The 19,619-nt window shown below is 40.1% G+C and carries 17 protein-coding genes and 1 pseudogene (1 of these 18 cut by a window edge); 11 read left to right on the top strand and 7 right to left on the bottom strand.

Annotation, left to right across the window (positions count from 1 at the left end; all coding sequences use genetic code 11):
- Positions 1–64: 64 nt before the first annotated feature.
- Positions 65–781, bottom strand: a complete 717-nt coding sequence (locus MFF31_RS23440) for a response regulator transcription factor (RefSeq protein ID WP_238191489.1) — start codon at positions 779–781, stop codon at positions 65–67.
- 118 nt (positions 782–899) lie between these two features.
- Here MFF31_RS23440 and trmL point away from each other — a divergent pair, with 118 nt between their 5' ends.
- The 3 genes from trmL (at position 900) to MFF31_RS23425 (ending at position 3,314) form a co-directional block, all read left to right on the top strand.
- On the top strand, positions 900–1,364 hold the full coding sequence (trmL, locus tag MFF31_RS23435; RefSeq protein WP_238191487.1) for a tRNA (uridine(34)/cytosine(34)/5-carboxymethylaminomethyluridine(34)-2'-O)-methyltransferase TrmL: 465 nt from the start codon (positions 900–902) through the stop codon (positions 1,362–1,364).
- A 118-nt stretch (positions 1,365–1,482) separates the two neighbouring features.
- On the top strand, positions 1,483–1,731 hold the full coding sequence (locus MFF31_RS23430) for an AbrB/MazE/SpoVT family DNA-binding domain-containing protein (RefSeq protein WP_197936557.1): 249 nt from the start codon (positions 1,483–1,485) through the stop codon (positions 1,729–1,731).
- 386 nt (positions 1,732–2,117) lie between these two features.
- Positions 2,118–3,314, top strand: a complete 1,197-nt coding sequence (locus tag MFF31_RS23425) for an aminotransferase-like domain-containing protein (protein WP_238191485.1) — start codon at positions 2,118–2,120, stop codon at positions 3,312–3,314.
- On the opposite strand, the gene MFF31_RS23420 is transcribed toward MFF31_RS23425, so the two are convergent.
- Complete coding sequence (locus MFF31_RS23420) at positions 3,298–4,044, bottom strand: DUF2161 family putative PD-(D/E)XK-type phosphodiesterase (protein ID WP_309296695.1); 747 nt, start codon at positions 4,042–4,044, stop codon at positions 3,298–3,300. The genes MFF31_RS23425 and MFF31_RS23420 overlap by 17 nt on opposite strands.
- Before the next feature lie 221 nt (positions 4,045–4,265).
- Between MFF31_RS23420 and MFF31_RS23415 the strand changes: the two genes are divergently transcribed.
- The 3 genes from MFF31_RS23415 to MFF31_RS23400 all read left to right on the top strand — a co-directional run bounded on the left by MFF31_RS23415 (position 4,266) and on the right by MFF31_RS23400 (position 7,939).
- Positions 4,266–6,161, top strand: coding sequence for a PrkA family serine protein kinase (locus MFF31_RS23415; RefSeq protein WP_238191483.1), 1,896 nt, complete (start codon positions 4,266–4,268; stop codon positions 6,159–6,161).
- A 151-nt stretch (positions 6,162–6,312) separates the two neighbouring features.
- Positions 6,313–7,320, top strand: coding sequence for a globin-coupled sensor protein (locus MFF31_RS25270; protein WP_282570574.1), 1,008 nt, complete (start codon positions 6,313–6,315; stop codon positions 7,318–7,320).
- 73 nt (positions 7,321–7,393) lie between these two features.
- Entirely contained in the window at positions 7,394–7,939 is a 546-nt protein-coding gene (locus MFF31_RS23400; protein ID WP_238191482.1) for a YhcN/YlaJ family sporulation lipoprotein, read from the top strand.
- A gap of 89 nt (positions 7,940–8,028) precedes the next feature.
- On the opposite strand, the gene MFF31_RS23395 is transcribed toward MFF31_RS23400, so the two are convergent.
- The gene (locus tag MFF31_RS23395) at positions 8,029–8,520 is read right to left on the bottom strand and encodes a WGxxGxxG family protein (RefSeq protein ID WP_238191480.1); all 492 of its coding nucleotides are present in this window, start codon (positions 8,518–8,520) and stop codon (positions 8,029–8,031) included.
- A 212-nt stretch (positions 8,521–8,732) separates the two neighbouring features.
- Positions 8,733–9,364: pseudogene (locus tag MFF31_RS23390) on the bottom strand (SpoVR family protein); the annotation flags it as partial.
- A 192-nt stretch (positions 9,365–9,556) separates the two neighbouring features.
- On the opposite strand from MFF31_RS23390, the gene MFF31_RS23385 reads away from it, so the two are divergent.
- Positions 9,557–10,120 carry a Uma2 family endonuclease gene (locus MFF31_RS23385; RefSeq protein WP_238191478.1) on the top strand — a complete coding sequence of 188 codons (564 nt, stop codon included), beginning with the start codon at positions 9,557–9,559 and terminating at the stop codon, positions 10,118–10,120.
- A gap of 72 nt (positions 10,121–10,192) precedes the next feature.
- On the opposite strand, the gene MFF31_RS23380 is transcribed toward MFF31_RS23385, so the two are convergent.
- A complete protein-coding gene (locus MFF31_RS23380; RefSeq protein ID WP_238191476.1) occupies positions 10,193–11,644 on the bottom strand; it encodes a SpoVR family protein in 1,452 nt (483 codons plus the stop codon).
- A gap of 165 nt (positions 11,645–11,809) precedes the next feature.
- Between MFF31_RS23380 and MFF31_RS23375 the strand changes: the two genes are divergently transcribed.
- Positions 11,810–13,117 carry an ATP-binding protein gene (locus MFF31_RS23375; RefSeq protein ID WP_248565559.1) on the top strand — a complete coding sequence of 436 codons (1,308 nt, stop codon included), beginning with the start codon at positions 11,810–11,812 and terminating at the stop codon, positions 13,115–13,117.
- A 2-nt stretch (positions 13,118–13,119) separates the two neighbouring features.
- Here MFF31_RS23375 and MFF31_RS23370 read toward each other — a convergent pair whose 3' ends face one another.
- Positions 13,120–14,034, bottom strand: a complete 915-nt coding sequence (locus MFF31_RS23370; RefSeq protein WP_238191473.1) for a GGDEF domain-containing protein — start codon at positions 14,032–14,034, stop codon at positions 13,120–13,122.
- Between the two features lie 296 nt (positions 14,035–14,330).
- On the opposite strand from MFF31_RS23370, the gene MFF31_RS23365 reads away from it, so the two are divergent.
- The 3 genes from MFF31_RS23365 to MFF31_RS23355 all read left to right on the top strand — a co-directional run bounded on the left by MFF31_RS23365 (position 14,331) and on the right by MFF31_RS23355 (position 19,052).
- Positions 14,331–16,058: an ABC transporter ATP-binding protein gene (locus MFF31_RS23365; protein WP_238191470.1), complete on the top strand. Its 1,728-nt coding sequence runs from the start codon at positions 14,331–14,333 to the stop codon at positions 16,056–16,058.
- Positions 16,051–17,895, top strand: a complete 1,845-nt coding sequence (locus MFF31_RS23360) for an ABC transporter ATP-binding protein (RefSeq protein WP_238191468.1) — start codon at positions 16,051–16,053, stop codon at positions 17,893–17,895. Before MFF31_RS23365 ends, MFF31_RS23360 begins: the two co-directional genes overlap by 8 nt.
- A 92-nt stretch (positions 17,896–17,987) precedes the next feature.
- Positions 17,988–19,052: an S-layer homology domain-containing protein gene (locus tag MFF31_RS23355; RefSeq protein ID WP_238191466.1), complete on the top strand. Its 1,065-nt coding sequence runs from the start codon at positions 17,988–17,990 to the stop codon at positions 19,050–19,052.
- 110 nt (positions 19,053–19,162) lie between these two features.
- Here the strand turns inward: MFF31_RS23355 and glsA are convergent, their stop codons facing one another.
- Positions 19,163–19,619, bottom strand: partial view of a glutaminase A gene (glsA, locus tag MFF31_RS23350; RefSeq protein ID WP_238191464.1) — the 3' end only. 500 nt of this gene lie beyond the right edge of the window; the window shows 457 of its 957 coding nt (coding positions 501–957); its start codon lies beyond the right edge, outside the window; the stop codon is at positions 19,163–19,165.

The following is a 19,619-nucleotide window of genomic DNA, read 5'->3' as shown; positions in this document are numbered from 1 at the left end:
TTTTACAATGCTAAAGCGAGTGAGTACTGGGTTATAAGAGGGATCATTAGTCATTCTTTATCGTTTAAGCCATTGAAGTTTCATTAATAATAGAATTGTACATCTTGTAACCAACGTTGCGAACGGTCTTAATGTATTGTGGTGTCCGGGCATTTTTCTCTAGCTTATCCCGAAGGTGGCTAATATGCACATCAACAATTCTAGTATCGCCGAGGAAATGATAGTCCCAGACGCCGTGTAGCAATTGCTGGCGACTTAATACTTTTCCTTTATGTTGGCAAAGAAATAAGAGAAGTTCGAATTCTTTGGGTGTAAGTTCTATTGGTTTATCGTCTAAATAAACTTGTCGCTGCGCAACTTGAACCTGAAGTCCGCCGATAATGAACGAGGTGTCTTCAGTCGAACTTGGTAGCGTTTTTAATCTTCTAAAGATAGCTTGAATACGGGAAATAAGCTCATGCGGGCTAAAAGGTTTTGTCATATAATCATCTGCACCATTATCGAGACCGGCAATTTTGTCTGACACATCTTGTAATGCAGTAAGCATAATTACGGGTACTGCGTTATTTTGCCCGCGTAGTTTACGACAAACCTGCATACCATCCATTTTGTCTAACATTAGATCGAGGACGATGAGGTCCGGGCGGAAAGGCTGCAACATATCAAAAACAGCTTCTCCATCACTTACGCATCTTACCTCGAAACCTGCTAGTTTCAGGTGAAATTCGATTAATAGGGAAATGGAAGGTTCATCATCGACAATTAATATTTTTTTCTGCATTTGCTTAGCTCCTTTGCCACCTACTATATTATATAGTATGATGGTAGACAGTTCGCCAAAGATTAACGGTACGTTAAGCGAATGTTAAATCATAGTGTTTTGAGGTGAGTTTAGAGGCATGGCATTTCATATCGTCTTAGTAGAGCCAGAGATTCCAGCAAACACAGGTAATATTGCAAGAACTTGTGCTGCGACAGGAACACATCTGCATTTAGTCAGGCCGCTTGGATTTGATACGGATGATCGTACATTGAAACGGGCTGGACTTGATTATTGGCATTCCGTTCAAGTTCATTACCATGATTCATTTAATGAGGTAGTGCAAAAATATCCGGAGAGTGGGTTTTTCTTCGCAAGCACTAGAGCGACAAAACTGTATTCGGATTTCCACTATAGGGACGAAGATTTTTTTGTATTCGGAAAAGAAACAAAGGGCTTGCCGCAAGAAATCATTGAAGCTAATCTCGAAAATTGTATCCGAATGCCTATGACAGACAACGTACGTTCCTTAAACTTGTCGAATTCTGCAGCAATAGTTGTATATGAGGCTTTTAGACAAGTGGGCTTTCCGGGGTTGCGCTAATTGTGTGAATATTGGAATTTAAATTAGCGGGAAGGAATTGCTCGATTTTTGTCGAAACAGTAGTATTGCAAAGGTTTCTCTAACTGCTAACAAACTAGACATAAAAGAGGTGAAACTGATGAAACCAGCAGGTGTTGTAAGGAAAGTAGACCAGCTTGGACGTATTGTGCTTCCGAAATCATTGCGTAAACGATATTTGATGAACGAGGGCGACCCCGTTGAAATATTCGTTCAAGGCGATCACATCATTCTTGAAAGATATCGTCCGAAATGCGTATTCTGTGGTTCAATGAATGAAGTGCGTGATTTCAAAGAGCGCTATGTTTGCGGAGAATGCATGGAAGAAATGGGTTATTTGAAGCGTTAGTCAGAACTTTTGACTGAATGCTAATTCGATTGCCTTTAGAAAACGAAATGAAGCTTCCAGACCTAAGTTATACTTAGTCGGGAAGCTTCATTTGTTTTCCATGATTGGCGGTCAAAGGATTAAAGTCCTTTTGTCTTATCATCGTTATAGGAACTGGTTAGAATCGCGGTAAGAAACAATACAAGAACAGTCATTACGATCAAAAAGTTCATTCTCTTGACACCTCCAATAAACTAGTTATATTATAACCAACCATGACGAAAAAGAAAACTTTAAAAGTTGTGAACACATTGTTAACATAGAGGATATGAGTATGCTAAGACGAACTTAAGAAAGTAGCAAAAAGTTAATGAAGTAACGCGAATTGTATGAGGAGGAAGACAACCATGGAATACCGTTTTTCATCAAGAGTGTCGCAGTTAAAATCTTCCGCGGTAAGAGATATTTTGAAGCTAACTCAAGGTAAAGATATGATTTCGTTTGCTGGAGGACTGCCTGCTGAGGAGATGTTTCCCGTTCAAGCAGTTCGTGAAGCAGCCGATCGTGTTCTTTTGGCAGGGCCTAGTGCATTGCAATACGGCTTGACGGAAGGGTATATTCCGCTTAGAGAGCATCTCTGTTCAAGAATGGCTGTCAAAGGTATGGCAGTAACACCAGAAGAAATGATATTAACGACTGGTTCTCAGCAAGCGATTGATTTACTTGTTGGTGTATTAACTGAGCCGGGAGATACAATTTTGGTCGAAAAGCCGACTTACCTAGCAAGCTTGCAAGTGTTCGCGCTACACGGCTTGAATGTAATAGCTGCAGACAGCGATGAAAATGGAATTATTCCTGAGGTGGCGGAGGAGTTAATCCGGAAGCATAAACCAAGGTTATTATATGCCGTACCGACATTCGGTAATCCAACAGGACGGGTGTGGAGTCTGGAGCGTCGTAAAAGAATGCTCGCTCTTTGTAAACAATATGAGATGCTCATCATAGAAGATGATCCATACGGAGATATTAAATTTAATGCAAAAGATCACTTTCCGACCCTGTTTTCACTTGAAGGCGCAGCGAAAGATGGATCTGTAATATACACGAGTACGTTCTCCAAAACAGTTGCACCAGCACTTCGAACGGGTTGGGCAATTGGTGACAGCAGAGTAATACGAATGGTAGCGAAGGCGAAGCAAGCGGCAGATCTTCATTCCAGCACGATGGATCAGCAAATATTAAGCCAGCTGCTAAGTCACTTTGATCTGGATGCGCATATTACTTCCATTTCGAAGGAGTATGGGGATCGGATGCTTGAGATGCATGGACTGCTTCAAAAGGCAGCACTGCCAGATTTGAAATGGGTAATGCCTAAGGGGGGCATGTTCATTTGGGTAGAATTGCCTGAAGGTTTGGATGCGGAAGCATTACTTCGTAATGCCGTTCAAAAGGGTGTAGCATTTGTACCAGGTAGTTCATTCTATGCGGATAATCCTATGCGTAACACAGCTCGGCTTAACTACTCACATAATAAAGGCGAACGCACCGTTCAAGGTATCGCACGCCTGATTGAAGCAATAGGAGAATTTACGGTTCGAAGTTAATTTTTTCGATCCATTCAGTTAATACATCTTGATAGTGTAACAATGCTTCAGCGCCCTGTGGAAGCAGGGCGTATTTGCCGCGTTCAATTCGCTGAAACCATCCGTAGGCATTATTACGGAGCATATTCCCACTTTTACTGTAACCTGTAAACGAAACGACCTCTCTTGGTGCTGATGGACCCTTCTTCTGAAGGGCATAGGCGCAGCGTAAAGCCTTTTCTCGATAAGCAGTGACCAGTTTCCTGCCCGTACTTCCCCCGACGTTGTAATCGCCGCTGCGTTCCTTAAATTCCGTTAACAAGCGATCTCGTTTACGATGTCGCATACCTCTTTGTGGAGATTCTCCGGGCTCGCATAACCATTCAATGAACGGCGATTTTGTTTTAAAAAAGGTTACGGTCATTAGTCCAAGGCCAAGCATTCTGCAAAGCTCAGTTAAATCGCCGAAACGCTGATTGACTGCGCCGCTTTTTTTGCGATTGCGTTCAACAGCAAGCACAACATTATTTTCTAGGCGAAGACGCTCAATTCCTTGGAGCAGCAAGGCTAAATTGAATGTTTTTTTCATTTCGATAATGACAGTTTCATTTCTTTCAGGATGAAGGGCGACCATATCACAATGCATAACCTCGCTCTTCACAATATATCCCCGTTGTTCATAGTAGCTTTTGATTGGACTATACAATTCTTCTTCAAGCTTGACAGCCAAGTTCGCTGCCTCCTTCCTCATAAATACGCAACTCCAAAATTGTTGACCTCATTATACCAGAGGAAAAGTGCTCATTGTCGATATTTAAGGAATAGCAGAATAAAAAAGTGGTCAATTTCCTAGTGGAATAAGCATAGGTATGTAATACTTCAAAAAAAGTTAGGCCACGTGGTCATCGATTGGAATCAATCCCGAGCGGAGAAGGAATAGCGGAGAGCGGAAGCGATGGGAGGAGGCAAGGCATGGACATTTTCAAGCGAGTATCTGAATATCAGGCAGAAAGTGAACGATTGGCGTGGACAGGGACATTTAAGGAGTATACGGAGCAATTGAGGAACGATCCCTCCCCTGCAATGACTGCCCATGCGCGTGTTTATGAAATGATCGAATCATATGGGGTTGAGGAAGTAGGAGGTAATAAGTCTTATAAGTTTTTTGAGCAAGAAATATTCGGACTGGATCGTGCAGTGGAAAAGTTGGTTGAAGAATATTTTCACTCTGCTGCCAGACGACTTGAAGTGCGCAAACGGATATTGTTACTAATGGGACCAGTCAGCGGGGGGAAGTCGACAATTGTTACAATGCTCAAGAAAGGTCTCGAAAAGTTTTCAAGAACACAGCGTGGGGCAGTGTATGCTATCAAAGGTTGTCCAATGCATGAAGATCCGCTTCATCTTATTCCGCATGAGCTGAGACCTGAAATTGAAAAAGAGTTGGGTGTTCGTATAGAAGGGAATTTATGTCCATCTTGTCAAATGAGGCTGCAAACCGAATATGGTGCTGATATCGAAAATGTGCTGGTGGAGCGGGTGTTTATTTCAGAGGATAACCGAGTAGGAATCGGTACCTTTAGTCCGTCTGATCCTAAGTCACAAGATATTGCTGATCTAACGGGCAGTATCGACTTTTCGACGATTACGGAATTTGGCTCTGAATCTGATCCGAGGGCTTATCGTTTCGATGGGGAATTAAATAAAGCGAATCGTGGTCTCATGGAGTTTCAGGAGATGCTGAAATGTGATGAGAAGTTTTTGTGGAACCTGCTCTCACTTACTCAAGAAGGGAATTTTAAAGCGGGCAGATTCGCATTAATTTCAGCCGACGAGCTTATTATTGCTCATACTAACGAATCCGAGTATAAGTCATTTATTAGCAACAAAAAGAACGAAGCGCTCCAGTCACGTATGATTGTTATGCCGATTCCCTACAATCTTAAAGTTTCGGAAGAGGAGAAAATATATGCTAAGCTGATCTCGCACAGCGATATGCGTCATATCCATATCGCTCCTCATGCATTAAAAGCAGCAGCCATCTTCTCCATTCTGACTAGACTTAAAGAGACAAAGAAGCAAGGGATGGATCTGGTCAAAAAAATGCGTCTATACGATGGCCAAGAGGTTGAAGGGTTCAAAGATGCAGATCTCAAAGAAATGCAAAATGAATATGTTGAAGAAGGCATGTCAGGCATTGACCCGCGGTATGTAATTAACCGTATCTCCAGTGCGCTCATAAAGGGCGATATGCAATGTATTAATGCGCTTGATGTACTAAGAGCACTCAAAGATGGACTGGATCAGCATCCCTCTATTACAAAGGATGAACGCGAGCGTTATTTGAATTTTATTTCGATCGCACGTAAGGAGTATGATGGCTTAGCAAAAAAAGAAATTCAAAAAGCGTTTGTATACTCCTTTGAGGAATCTGCACGAACACTTTTCGAAAATTATTTGGATAACATCGAGGCTTATTGCAATTGGGCGAAAATTAAAGATCCGTTGACTGGTGAGGAAATGGATCCGGACGAAAGACTTATGCGCTCCATTGAGGAGCAGATTGGGGTATCGGAAAATGCGAAAAAAGCATTCCGTGAAGAAATTTTGATCCGGATATCCTCCTATTCGCGTAAGGGCAAGAAGTTCGATTTCACCAGTCATGAACGGCTGCGTGAAGCAGTTGAGAAAAAATTATTCACCGATCTAAAAGATATTGTGAAAATTACAACATCAACAAAAACACCTGACGAAAGTCAGTTGAAGCGAATTAATGAAGTAACTAAACGATTAATTGATGAGCATCTCTACTGCCCGGTCTGTGCAAACGAGTTGCTAAGATATGTAGGAAGTCTTCTTAACCGTTAGTGAGGGAAGAGCCTTTGTCCGAAAGCCGGGCAAAGGCTCTTTTTTTTATTTAAAATAATGAAAAGCTATGTAGGGCTTGCCTGAATCTAGTACAATGTCGATATAATAGAATACATATTATAATTTAAATTGTAGAAGGGGACGTACTCCATTGATTAACGTAACTACAGATCGTCGAAAACAACTTGATTATACCGGAATTGGTGAGCAGGATTTACAATTGCTGAAAAGCTACAGGCCTGTTTTTCAAAAAATAGTAGATGAGGTTGTAGATCGGTTTTATGACAGAATAGAAGATCAACCGGAATTAGTTGCCATCATTGCAAAGGTAAGTAATGTGGAAAGATTAAAAGAAACACAAAGAGTGTATTGGCTGTCACTTGCTGATGGCACTATAGACCATGTTTTTATCGATAATAGAATTCGAATCGGAGCGGTTCATTCCAGAATTGGCCTAACGACAGACTGGTATTTAGGTGCTTATATGTCGTATTTGGATATTGCAACTGATGTATTAAGGCGTGTTATACCTGATAAATGGCAAACAGTCGTATATGCGCTGACGAAGATGTTTAACCTGGATGCACAATTTGTACTTGAGGCGTACAATCAACATGAACAATATCGTATTCAGGAGCTGGCCGATTCACGTTCTACGATGCTAGTTACAGTGACAAATGCTGTTTCAGAGCTTGCCTCTTTGATGGTAGAGCTGGATAATGGTGCACAGGTCATTGCAGCAACCGCAATATCTACTTCGCAATCTCAAGATAAGACTCACACCTTATTAGGAGAATTGCGTGGAGAACTTGATGGTATTAACGAAATGGGAACCCTGATACGCGGGCTCTCTGACCAGACGCATCTACTTGGCTTGAATGCAGCAATTGAAGCTGCTAGGGCGGGAGAACATGGCAGAGGGTTCGAGGTTGTGGCGAATGAAGTGCGTAAGCTAGCCGCATCATCGCGAAATGCATTAGAAGGAATTCAGACGAAGTTATCGGAAATTGAGAAGAAGCTGCGAGATGTCCGTCATGAGTCTGAGCAAACATCAATAGAAGCAAGAAATCAAGCAGCTCGTTCACAAGAGCTGGCTTCATTTGTACAGATGGTGGATAAAGTAACGAAGGATTTGAAAGGGTTAAATCAATCCGAATAATAGGCGGTCTCGGCGATTATGTATATTTAAGTATCCTCTGTAAATGTTAATACATATACGGAGGTGCTTAAGGATGCAATTACATGTAAAGAGAGCTGTGTCTGCACTATTATTAGGCGGAATATTAGTTGTTTCGGGCGGCTGCGGTATGGGTGGGGCAAATAACGAAGGACAAGGCACAGTAAAGCCTAATACATTTGTGTCCCCAACTAGATTGCCTTATACTGCTCATAAGACTGTTCCAGAAGATAAAAATAAGCTGCATATGCGAAGTCAAAGCAACATGGGTGAAGGTCGCATTAACCGTGATCAGCTTGTGCGAATTGTTGAGCAAGTTCCTGGTGTGGAGAACGCCGACATCGCCATGAGTTACTCTGAAGTGTTGGTAGGAATCGGGATCGACAATATTGGCAAACGAAAAATAATCGAGAAGCAAGTGTATTCCGCACTGCAGTGGCAGTATCCGGAGTATAACTATTATGTTACTTCCGATGTGGAACTGCATGAAAAGATAAAAGCAGTAAATGTACGGGCTGCTAAAGGTTATAATGTGCAAATGTACGAACAAGACATTTCTGCACTAGCGAGAGCTATTGCTCATTCACTAACGAGAAATTAGTCTAATGAATGAAGAAACCTTCAGTCAATGACTATCGCAGTCATTGCTGAAGGTTTCTTGTTATATCATACTAATTTGAAAGTATTGGTTTATACGCGATCGCGATCCCGACTTCTCATACCAGCAAGGCCAAACAAGCCAATCAATCCAAGCCAGCCCCAACTAAAACCGCGTGTAGGTGTAGTTGTAGCTGTTGTACGATATGTTCCGTTATTCATCATTTTAGTACGATGAGTGTCAGTATTGTAAGCATCGTAATCACGTACTGATAATGGACGAGTCACTCCATTTTCAACACGATTAGCACCACGATTCAAGTTTGTTTCTGCGCGATTAGTAGCACGATTGATATCGGTACCGATTTGGTCTGTTGCACGATTGACATCATATTTCATGTTGTTGTATCCACGATTGATGTCTTGTGTAAACGTCGTGTTCATCTTGTTCGTGTTAGGGTTCACATTCGTGTCTACCGTCCCAGCTGGAGGCGAAGCATTCAAGTTATTTGCGTTAGCGGCCGGCAGTGCAAATACGAATGTAAAACATGCAAAGATAATAGTTAATATTCCTGCTTTTTTCATGTTGTGCGAACATCCCTCTCTGCGTTGAATTTGGTTTCCGGCTTATGTTTGTCTTAATCGACTGCCACTATGCAGGCCGGTAATCCAATAAGGGATGGTAAGTTTTTTTGCTTGAATTCACAGGAACTTTCGACTTGTCTTCTTTCCATCACAGCTAAATACAATGCGCTTATCCTCAACAATCGTTTCAAGATGAACATTTTTCCCCATGACTTATCTGTTATTTTCCACTCAGGTCCTTTTTTCTCAAAGATGTAAAGATCCAGCTCATCCACAAGTTCTTTTGTTAAATAATTGCGAAGAAATGAGATGTCTGAATCATTTTCCCTCACTTCAAAAATTTTCTCTTTCCCCTTGCCAGGAACACGATGGAATCGCTCTTGCTCCTCTTTCGTTGGATTGTCCCAGCGACGGATGAATTAAGTTTAGCAAACTCAATGGTCTCATCACTTGTCAAATCCATCTCGCGCAAGATGCGTTGATCTTGATTAACTGCCATATCATTCGAGATTTCCAGCAACCCAATATCATCATATGGCGTTTGTAACGTTGTTGAAGTGGAGGGTTTTTGTTTCTTCAAGGAAGACATATAAGCATATTTAGGCATTTGGTAAGGCTTCACAATCGAAGGATCTACATGCCCCTGAATGGAAGGGACGGCGTCGCTGAATTGCTCCACAGCTAAGATTTCGTAAGTAATTTCAAATTCTCGAATCCGTTCTGCGGTTGACGTCATGCTCTTGACCATGTTTCGGTTCGTTTTAGAGAAACGGGCGTTGTTTTTAAAGAAAATCCAATGGGCAAAGACATGAGCAATAATCAACTTATTTTGGATAAGGGAATCCGAAGATGTAAATTGCTTTTTATGAAAGATGGCATTGTTAAACCCTCTGTCAAAATTTGCGAGATAGATGAAACACTATTAATAATCAGATAATATTGTTTGTAATGAGCGAGTGAAAATTAGCAAACATCCGTTTGATCATGGTACAATTAGTAAAAGTTCACACGAAAAATCAGAAGGAGGTCGAACATTGTGTCAAATCCAGATGAGAAGAAAATCCATACTTATCAAGATTGGTTGACATGGGACGGAACGTGGGAGTTAATTAACGGCAAAGCCTATAACATGACTCCAGCTCCTACCTCACTGCATAAATTTATTGTAGGAGAGCTTCATTTCGCTTTGAGGACATTCCTTCAGAATCGGAGATGCTATGTGTTTGTTGCTCCTTTTGATGTGTATTTCAGTGAAAGTGAAGAGTATGAAGCACCAGAGCATGTCATTCAACCAGATCTTTCAGTTGTTTGTTCCAAGGACCAAATATCCAAGAGCGGATGTCACGGTGCGCCTACTTTAATCATTGAGGTTCTGTCTCCTTCCACTGCATTGAAAGACTTTAATGAGAAGTTTAACCTATATCAAAAGTATGGCGTTCAGGAATATTGGATCGTGGATCCTGGTAATCGAACGGTTCATGTATATACAATGAAGGAAGGCAGTTACCAGGTGAGTCATTTGTATACGGAGCAGGAATCAATCCAATCAGTTATATTCAATGATTTGAAAGTTCCAATAAATAGGTTGTTTAGTTTCTGATAATTTTACACTATATTAAAAATAAACGGAGGGTTCCATCGGAGCCCTCCGTTTATTCTGCCAAAACGAAGTTCACAGGAACTTTCGACTTGTCTTCTTTCCATCACAGGAAAATACGATCCGTTTATCCTCGACAATCGTTTCGAGATGAACATTTTTCCCCCACAACTGTACTACATAAGGAAGTGTACGTTCCACATATTTGAGGTCAAGCTCTGTTCCTTCAAATTGATGAATCAAATACATCTCGCCTACCCGGTTAAAGTCACCATCTTTGACGAGCAAGCTAGGAAAACCACCATTTACTTTGGAATATACCAATTGATCACGAATTTTTTCCCATGACTTATCTGTTATTTTCCACTCAGGTCCTTTTTTCTCAAAGATGTAAAGATCCAGCTCATCCACAAGTTCTTTTGTTAAATAATTGCGAAGAAATGAGATGTCTGAATCATTTTCCCTCACTTCAAAAATTTTCTCTTTCCCCTTGCCAGGAACACGATGGAATCGCTCTTGCTCCTCTTTCGTTGGATTGTCCCAGCGACGTTCAATATCCTCAAATATCTTTAAACCCAAATAATATGGATTAAGACTATTTCGAGATGGGACAACGACGGATGAATTAAGTTTAGCAAACTCAATGGTCTCATCGCTTGTCAAATCCATCTCGCGCAAGATGCGTTGATGCCAATAGGAAGCCCAGCCTTCATTCATAATCTTCGTCTCAATCTGTGGCCAGAAGTACAACATCTCATCGCGCAGCATCGTTAGTATGTCGCGTTGCCAGTCCTCAAGAATAGGGGAATACTCTTCTATGAACCATATAATGTCTTTCTCCGGCTTAGGAGGAAAACGTTTAGCCTCTGCCTTCTGTGTCTCCGCTAGTGCTTTTGCTTCCGCGGCAGCATCTAAATCAAGGTCCCACAAATCTTCAAAGCTGGTGTTCGGCAATTGTCCTGATGAACGATCGTTTTCTTTTTGGTTCATTTCAATGTACCGTTTTTTGTCCAGCTGATACGGTTTAATTAGTGTTGGATCAACATGTTCTTGAATTGCAAGAATAGCATCAATAAATTTCTCAACTGCCTCAGAACCGTACAGCATTTCATATTGATGGATTCGATCAGCGGTAGCGGACATACTCTCCACCATATTGCGATTAGATACACCAAAACGTGCATTGTTTTTAAAGAAATCGCAATGAGCTAATACATGCGCGACAATTAATTTATTTTGGATAAGTGAGTTTCCTTCCAGCAAAAAGGCATAACAAGGATTAGAGTTGATGACGAGTTCATAAATTTTACTTAGGCCAAAATCGTATTGCATCTTCATCTTATTAAAGGTTTTGCCGAAGCTCCAATGGCTGAAACGAGTAGGCATACCGTATGCACCGAACGTGTAAATAATGTCAGCAGGACATATTTCATAACGCATTTGATAGAAGTCAAGGCCGAAGCCTTGAGCAATTTCAGTAATCTCATCGATGGCTCGCTCTAGCTCGCGCATCTCATCTTGCTTCATCAATCATCCCTCCGAATAGGTAAATACGTTTCATACCATATGTATGATCTTTTAGATAAGGATATGAAGAACAAACAGAAACTAGAAATTTTATAGAAGGGATATTTTGATAAATGTCGAATAAATAGATAATAAATGATGAGAATAACTTCAATAGAATTACGCATGAAGGGATTGGCGTATGTGATTGAATCGTTATGGAGCCCTCTGATACATGTTTGGTTATATATTTTTGCAGCTTGTGTTACTTATCTAGTCCTTATATCCAAACTTAAACTTCAGCATCGACAACGACAATTTCTTTATGTGGCAATAGGATTTGCTTTAATCGGCATATATGCAACTACTGAAGATGTTGGTCCATTAATTTTCTCCTTACTTTTTACTCCGTTATTTTTATTAATGACCATTTTTATAAAAGGTTACATCTCCAGCGTGCTAGCCAATATTATGTTTGTAGTTTGTGGTATATATTTATTCGGAAATGAGCCGATCGGGATGATCACGAGCAGCACAATGCTAATCGTATTAGGTACTATTTTGATACGAAAGTTGCGCTGGGAATCATTTGGCCGTATGGCTTTGTTTTCACTTCTATCGGTTTCTACTTATATGGCTGTATTTATTGCGATAGAACAGTGGTTACAAAAACCACTATTGCCTTTTAATCAATTGGGATTTCTTGTTACAGCAACGTTGCTTACATCCCCACTAATACCATTCATGTACCTTTTCGTAAAAAATCAGGCTCGCCTTCGCAGGGAGCTTATTTTATCTGAAAGGAATCAATCCGTGGGTCAATTAGCAGCTTCTATTTCTCATGAGATTAGAAATCCACTGACAACAGCACGAGGTTTTCTTCAGCTAATGAATGTGGATAAGCTCTCAAAAGAAAATTTCGAGCGATATCGCAAATATGCACTGGAAGGTCTAGATCATGCGAATAAGATCATTACAGAATATTTGAATTTTTCCAAACCAAACATAGAGATTGCGAAGAGGTTAGATGTTAAGCAAGAGATAGATAGTATAGTTCAGTGGTTGCAGCCCTATTCCGTACAGATGAATATATCAATCGTTACACATCATATGTCTGAGATGGAGCCATTCATAAATGCTCAGCCAAAACAGTTTCAGCAATGTATGCTTAATATTATGAAAAATGCGATTGAGTCTATGACAAATGGCGGTTTGCTGACCGTTCACACACAAGTTATACATAATCAAGTGCAAATTCTCATAAGGGATACTGGGGTGGGAATGAGCAGTGAACAGTTGAAACGGATTGGAATGCCATATTTTACGACAAAAGAAAGCGGTACGGGCCTAGGACTTATGGTCGTTATGAGCTTAGTGAAAGCTATGGATGGGAAGATATTGTTTAGAAGTAAGCCGAATCAAGGTACTATTTGTGAAATTCATCTTAATCAATTTCAATCTTCGGAAATAAAAAAAGAACCTTTGAACGCTTAGCGTCATTGGTTCTTTTCGTTATTTTTGACTGTGTACATAGACTGGTCAGCATCAGATATAAGTTCTTGCAGTGTCGAACCGCCGCCTTGTCTGGAGCTAACACCGACACTTGCGCAAATGCTAATCAATTTACCATCAATAGAGTAGGGTTCCTTAAGGGAATGCTCTATTTTGTCTGATACAAACTTCAAATCCTGATCATCTACTAAGTGCTGGAAACAAATTAAAAATTCATCTCCACCGTATCTGATGAGAACGTCTGTTTTACGAACATTATGTTTCAGCCTACCAGCAATTTCTAGTAGCAGAGCATCGCCAGTATCATGGCCATAAATATCATTGACCTCTTTAAAATCATCAATATCGATAAACAAAACGCTGTACAGTTTGTCCGAACCGCTATTGAAGAGATGAGACAAATATCTTCGATTGTAGAGGCCTGTTAAACTGTCTGTTAAACTTGCATTTTCTAATTCGACCATATACCCAAATAATGCAGACATGGATAATAGCGTTTCATGCTGTACTTGTGATAACTGAAATGGTGCTGAATGTATGAGACTAAATGATCCGATAGGTGCATTGTTTTCAGTTTTATATATAATAAGGCTTTTAATAGCAAGTGAGCCGTATTGAATGGCGAGTTCAGACGAGACTGTTCGCTCATCTTCCAATAGGTTAGGTATGTCAATAATCGTGTTTCCATTTGGAGGTTCCATCGTTGTAGCTGCTAGCAGAGTTGGCATAGGCATACCGCTTGCGATGTACATATCTTCTCTATTATAAGCGTGAATAACGCGATTGATCATCGACTGGTCATATAGGGAGATACAGATCGTGTTGACATCAACAATATGTCTTAACGTGTTGACGAACTGTTTAGCTGCATCTTCTATAGAACGTGCACGGTTGCTCATGTTCTCAACTCCTGCAATGTAGTGAAAGAATAGGAAATATTAATAAATTGTAAATGTATATAGTCCAATAGTAGTCTAATTAGATTCGTTACTCAATACTTAAGAGGTAAAAGTAGGAATTTATCCCTATTCAATAGTAGATAGTATCCCTAGTTTCAGTTGTTGAAATCAAAGAGAGAAAATTCAATTATGGAGCGTTATAATAAAAACAGAAATCAACATATACGCATAATACCATCAATCTGGGATAGAAAGCGATTATTAGTTTATTTAAAATGAATTGGGGAGGTGCAGAGATGAGTACCGTTTTTTCACATTTAAAGAAGTATCGTATTGCCGCAGTCGCTGCTATCTTGCTCATGCTCATCGAGCTAGTTACGGAATTGCTGCAACCTTACTTGATGATAAAAATTATTGATGATGGAATTCAACAAAATCAGTTGAATGTTGTGTTTATGTGGGGAGGTGCACTCTTAGTGTGCTCCATCCTTGCATTTGTAATAGGTATATTTAGTTCATTTTACGCTGCCCATGTTAGTCAAAGCTTTGGCTTCGATCTGCGGAAAACACTTTTTGAGAAAGTTCAGACATTTTCCTATGCTAGTTTTAATCGGTTCCCTGAATCATCTATGATTACAAGACTAACGAATGATGTTATGCAATTGCAGAATACGATATTTATGGGATTAAGGATTATGCTCCGTGCACCTTTATATGTAGTTGGCAGTATTATAATGGCTTTTGTCGTAAACCCAGTACTAGCTATTTGGTTTGCTGCAGCTATTCCTTTTTTGGCTATATTTCTTGTTTGGGTACTGAAGCGGGGAAGCAACTTATTCCGTGGGGTACAACAACAGTTGGATCTATTGAACGGAGTCATGCAGCAGAGTTTAATTGGAATGAGACTTATTCGTGTATTTGTGCGAATCAAGCATGAGTCGAGCCGCTTCGGCAATGCAAGCGGAGAACTTATGAATCGGACAATAATGGCAATGAGGCTGACTGAGTTAACGATGCCGATTATTCTTCTCGTTATGAATGCAAGCGTTATTGCTGTTCTTTGGTTCGGTCGCTTAGAACTGGATGCCAATGATGCTACAGTTGGAGAAATTGTAGCTATCCTGAATTATATGACGAGAGCAACCGGAGCGTTATCTCTAATGTCTATGCTCGTAGTAAACTTTTCTAAGGCGAAAGCATCAGCACAGCGAGTAGAAGAAATTGTTTTAACAGAAATAGATTTAAAAGATACGAATAAAGATGAAAATTCAAAGCTTGAATTTGGAGAGGTAGAGTTTAGTAATGTCACATTCCGTTATTCAGAGGGAGAGATCCCTGTTTTGGAAAACATCAGCTTCAGAGCAGCTCCTTCAGAAACGATTGCGATAATGGGAGCAACGGGGTCAGGGAAGTCATCACTCCTCCAACTTATTCCCCGTCTGTATGATGTTGAAGACGGGATTGTAACGATTGATGGTGCTGATAATAGATTAATTAAGCTTGAGCGATTGCGACAACGAATTGGTTATGTCCCACAGGATATCATGCTGTTTTCAGGAACAGTTGCGGATAATATTCGATGGGGCAAGGATGACGCTACATTAGAGGAGATAATGAAGGCTGCTCGCCAGGCTCAAATTCACGATACGATAATGAAGTTGCCGATGCAATATGATTCTATGATTGGACAAAAAGGGGTAAATCTCTCGGGTGGACAGAAGCAAAGGCTGACGATAGCGAGAGCTTTAATACGACAACCGACAATATTGTTGCTAGATGATTGTACAAGCGCACTTGATGTACATACGGAGAGAGCGCTACTTGATTCATTAAAGGAAATTCAATGTACGACATTCCTAGTTACTCAAAAGGTTAGTTCGACTATAAATGCGGATGCCATTTTGCTTCTCGATGATGGCAGACTGCTAGCTTACGGGACACATGGAGAATTAATGCGCACTTCCGAGCTTTATTACAAGATTTATATATCTCAATTTGGTGGAGTGGGAGTGTCAAATGCTTAAACAATTGAAGGAGCCATTTTGTTATTCCCGTCCCAGTGCTACTGAAGGTGACTCGAGATCTAACGAGAATAGTGTTTCACCTAAGCGCAAGCCCAAAACGAAAGATGCAATCGGAACTCTGAAGAGAATATGGGGTTATTTGATCCAACATCGCTCGAAGCTTATTTTAGTCGTTGCAATGATCGTTGTTAGTACGATTTTTTCATTGCTGGGTCCTTATTTAGCTGGTACAGCAATCGATCATTTTTTTCATGAGAATAATAGTGGTTTTATCCCGTATTTGATTTGGATGGCTGTTGTTTATGCGCTTCATGCAATTACAATGTGGCTTCAGAACATATGGATGATTGAAATTTCACAGCAAACAATTACTAAGATGCGTAGAGATTTATTTAACCATATGCACAAGCTCCCTATTCCTTTTTTCGGGAAACGTCAGCATGGAGAACTAATGAGCCGTGTTACGAATGATATTGAAAATGTAAGTTCATCACTCAATAGTTCCTTCATCCAATTATTTTCAAGCGTTCTTTTATTAGTAGGTATTATTGGAGTCATGTTAACGCTTAGTCCTATTCTTACATTGATTACGTTTATTGTTGTACCACTAATGATATTGGGTATGAAGTGGATTACGAGTCAGACAGGTCAATTATTTAGGGTGCAGCAACGCAATCTTGGAGATATGAATGGTTTTGTGGAGGAGACCTTGTCGGGTCAACGTATTGTCAAAGCATTTTCACAAGAACGAACAGTTATTGAGCAATTTAGAATTCGTAATGAACGTATCCATGCCTCGGGATTTTGGGCTCAGACGATATCTGGATTCATTCCAAAGCTAATGAATGGGCTAAACAACTTAAGTTTTGCTCTTATTGCTGGTATCGGCGCATTACTAATATTGGAAGGTTCATCCATTACTATAGGCATTATCGTTATATTTGCGGAGTTTTCGAGACAATTTACGCGTCCTTTGAATGACTTAGCAAATCAGTGGAATACGTTACTATCTGCAATAGCTGGTGCTGAGCGAGTATTTCATATTTTGGATGAAGAAATTGAGGAAGCCGATGAAAAGAACACTATAAAGCTACATAATATAGAAGGAAAAGTGGAGTTTCAAAATGTATCATTTGCTTATGGTACAGAGAGTGATGCATTAAGAGATATTAGTTTCACAGCAAAAAAAGGGGAGACTGTCGCTTTCGTAGGACCTACTGGAGCGGGTAAGACAACACTAATTGGATTGCTTTGTAGGTTTTACGAGCCGCTCTCTGGGCAGATTCAAATAGATAATTACAATATTAATGAGGTACAACGAGAAAGTTTACGTAGTCATATGGCCTTTGTTTTGCAAGATCCATTTCTGTTCGAAGGGACAATTCGAGAAAATATTCGTTATGGTAGATTAGAAGCAACTGATGAAGAAGTTGAGGCAGCTGCTATTCAAGCGAATGCTCATTCTTTTATTATGCGAATGAAAGGGAGTTATGAGGCAAGATTGAAGCTGAACGGAGCGGGTATAAGCCAAGGTCAAAAACAGTTGATTGCGATTGCTCGAGCCATTCTTGCAAGCCCAACAATTCTCGTATTGGACGAAGCCACAAGCAGTATTGATACGATAACGGAAATAAAAATTCAAGAGGCACTGCAACGATTAATGAAAGGACGCACAAGCTTTGTTATAGCCCATCGATTGAATACGATAAAACAAGCAGATCAAATTATTGTTTTGCAGGATGGTCGAATTATAGAGAAAGGGTCCCATGACGAACTTGTTCGTCACAATGGGTTTTTTAGAAAATTAGTAAAATCGCAGTTCGTATTAAATGAGTAAACGTCTGTCCACATTTTACCGCTAGACAGTACTTCCTCAATTAGATATTCTACTTGAATGCAATTATTACTTTCTTAGAGGGGAACATCAAATTGAAAAAGATTTTTTCAGTAATTTTACCGTTTACGCTAGCTGTCGCACTATTATTTCCAGCACAAGCTACTACGACTTATGGGGCAGAGCCGGTTGATCTGGAAATGTACTTCCCTGTAGATATTGAGGAGCACTGGGCATACAATGAACTTGATAATTTTGTATCAGCAGATTTACTTAAAGGTTATGAGGATTATAATGGTGTTGTAACTGTAAAGCCGGAAAAAAGCGTTACAAGAGCTGAATTTGTTACTATGTTAGTTCGAGCACTATCATTGAAGAGCAATCAAGCAGGTAAGTCATTTACTGACGTTACAGAGGATGAATGGTATTACGAGTCCATTCGGATTGCAAGTTCACTCGGTGTAGTGAATGGTGTTGGAGAGTCTCAATTTGAGCCTAATAAATTCATTAATCGTGGTGATATTGCTACGATGGTTGTAAGAGCATTCCAAAATTCCGTATCTTTTAATAAAGAGTTGGGTGAGACATCCTTTATCGATGTTCCTAACTATTATGCTACAGAATCGATTGCTTCTGCGTATGAGATAGGAATTGTAAACGGGGTGACGGAGCAAGAGTTTAGACCGTTCTCAAACGCGAAACGTGCTGAGGCTGTTGTTATGTTGCAACGTGCACTCGATTTGCAAATGAGTGATTTGCCAACGGACAAAGTTCTTTTTGATAACGTTTTGAATTCACAGAAAGAGGCTATCGAAATCATTAACTCGAAGCAATTTGATCAACTGGAAAAATTGTCTGAAAAGTATTTTACAGGCTACGAATTAGCTGTAGATGCTGAGTATAATGCTGGACTCATTGGGTTAGTAAGTGAAGGGGTCAACATTGGCTTCCAAATAACTAGTGAGCAACAATTAACAGTTCTTGATAAGACAGACCGGTTTGCTATAGTAGAGTCAACAAAAGGTGCTTATTCAATATCAACTGATAAAGATGGTGAAACAAGTAAGACGGATGTATCCAACGATGGCATCTACTTGTTGAAAAAGATGAATGATGACAGCTGGAGGATCTACGCATTCTTTTTATCTGAAGAGCAATAACAATAAGTAACATATAAGTTTTTATGTATAAAGGAGCGTGAACAATTGTTCGCGCTCCTTTGTTTTTGTTATCACAAATTTAGTTGGCTATCTTAGTTTGATTATGTTGTTTAAAATAGGCTCCAATCCATTTCACGGGACATTGTCTCAAGTAAATGAACGCCAGCTATACTGTTTCCTTTAGGGTTTAATGCAGGTCCAATTATACCTATGCCATATTTCCCTGGAACCATCGTAAGAATTCCCCCGGCCACGCCACTCTTCGCGGGTAATCCTACTTCAATTGCGAACTCACCAGAAGCATTGTACATCCCACAAGTAACCATAAACGTTTTGGCGATTTGAACATATTGACGAGGAATTAAATGTATACCTGTTATTGGGTCTGTCCCGTCAAAAGCAAGTACAAGTGCCATACGCCCAAGGTCTGCGCATGTAACTTGGATTGAGCAATGATGAAAGTAGACGTCGAGTACTTCCTCAACATTTCCTTTAAGCACGCCATTATCTTTAAGAAAATAGGCCATAGAACGATTTAAATCTGCGGAATCGGCTTCTGAACGATAT

Source organism: Paenibacillus sp. L3-i20 (genome assembly GCF_022180385.2).
In the GTDB taxonomy this organism is placed as follows: Bacteria; Bacillota; Bacilli; order Paenibacillales; family Paenibacillaceae; genus Pristimantibacillus.
This window is presented reverse-complemented; position numbering and strand designations above follow the sequence as displayed.

Coding starts and splice junctions, on each gene's coding strand:
- MFF31_RS23360 (WP_238191468.1), top strand. CDS start 16,051: ATGCTTAAACAATTGAAGGAGCCATTTTGTTATTCCCGTCCCAGTGCT.
- MFF31_RS23400 (WP_238191482.1), top strand. CDS start 7,394: ATGCAATTACATGTAAAGAGAGCTGTGTCTGCACTATTATTAGGCGGA.
- MFF31_RS23370 (WP_238191473.1), bottom strand. CDS start 14,034: ATGAGCAACCGTGCACGTTCTATAGAAGATGCAGCTAAACAGTTCGTC.
- MFF31_RS23395 (WP_238191480.1), bottom strand. CDS start 8,520: ATGAAAAAAGCAGGAATATTAACTATTATCTTTGCATGTTTTACATTC.
- MFF31_RS23425 (WP_238191485.1), top strand. CDS start 2,118: ATGGAATACCGTTTTTCATCAAGAGTGTCGCAGTTAAAATCTTCCGCG.
- MFF31_RS23415 (WP_238191483.1), top strand. CDS start 4,266: ATGGACATTTTCAAGCGAGTATCTGAATATCAGGCAGAAAGTGAACGA.
- MFF31_RS23430 (WP_197936557.1), top strand. CDS start 1,483: ATGAAACCAGCAGGTGTTGTAAGGAAAGTAGACCAGCTTGGACGTATT.
- MFF31_RS23440 (WP_238191489.1), bottom strand. CDS start 781: ATGCAGAAAAAAATATTAATTGTCGATGATGAACCTTCCATTTCCCTA.
- MFF31_RS23380 (WP_238191476.1), bottom strand. CDS start 11,644: ATGAAGCAAGATGAGATGCGCGAGCTAGAGCGAGCCATCGATGAGATT.
- MFF31_RS23420 (WP_309296695.1), bottom strand. CDS start 4,044: ATGAGGAAGGAGGCAGCGAACTTGGCTGTCAAGCTTGAAGAAGAATTG.
- trmL (WP_238191487.1), top strand. CDS start 900: ATGGCATTTCATATCGTCTTAGTAGAGCCAGAGATTCCAGCAAACACA.
- MFF31_RS23375 (WP_248565559.1), top strand. CDS start 11,810: ATGAAGGGATTGGCGTATGTGATTGAATCGTTATGGAGCCCTCTGATA.
- MFF31_RS23365 (WP_238191470.1), top strand. CDS start 14,331: ATGAGTACCGTTTTTTCACATTTAAAGAAGTATCGTATTGCCGCAGTC.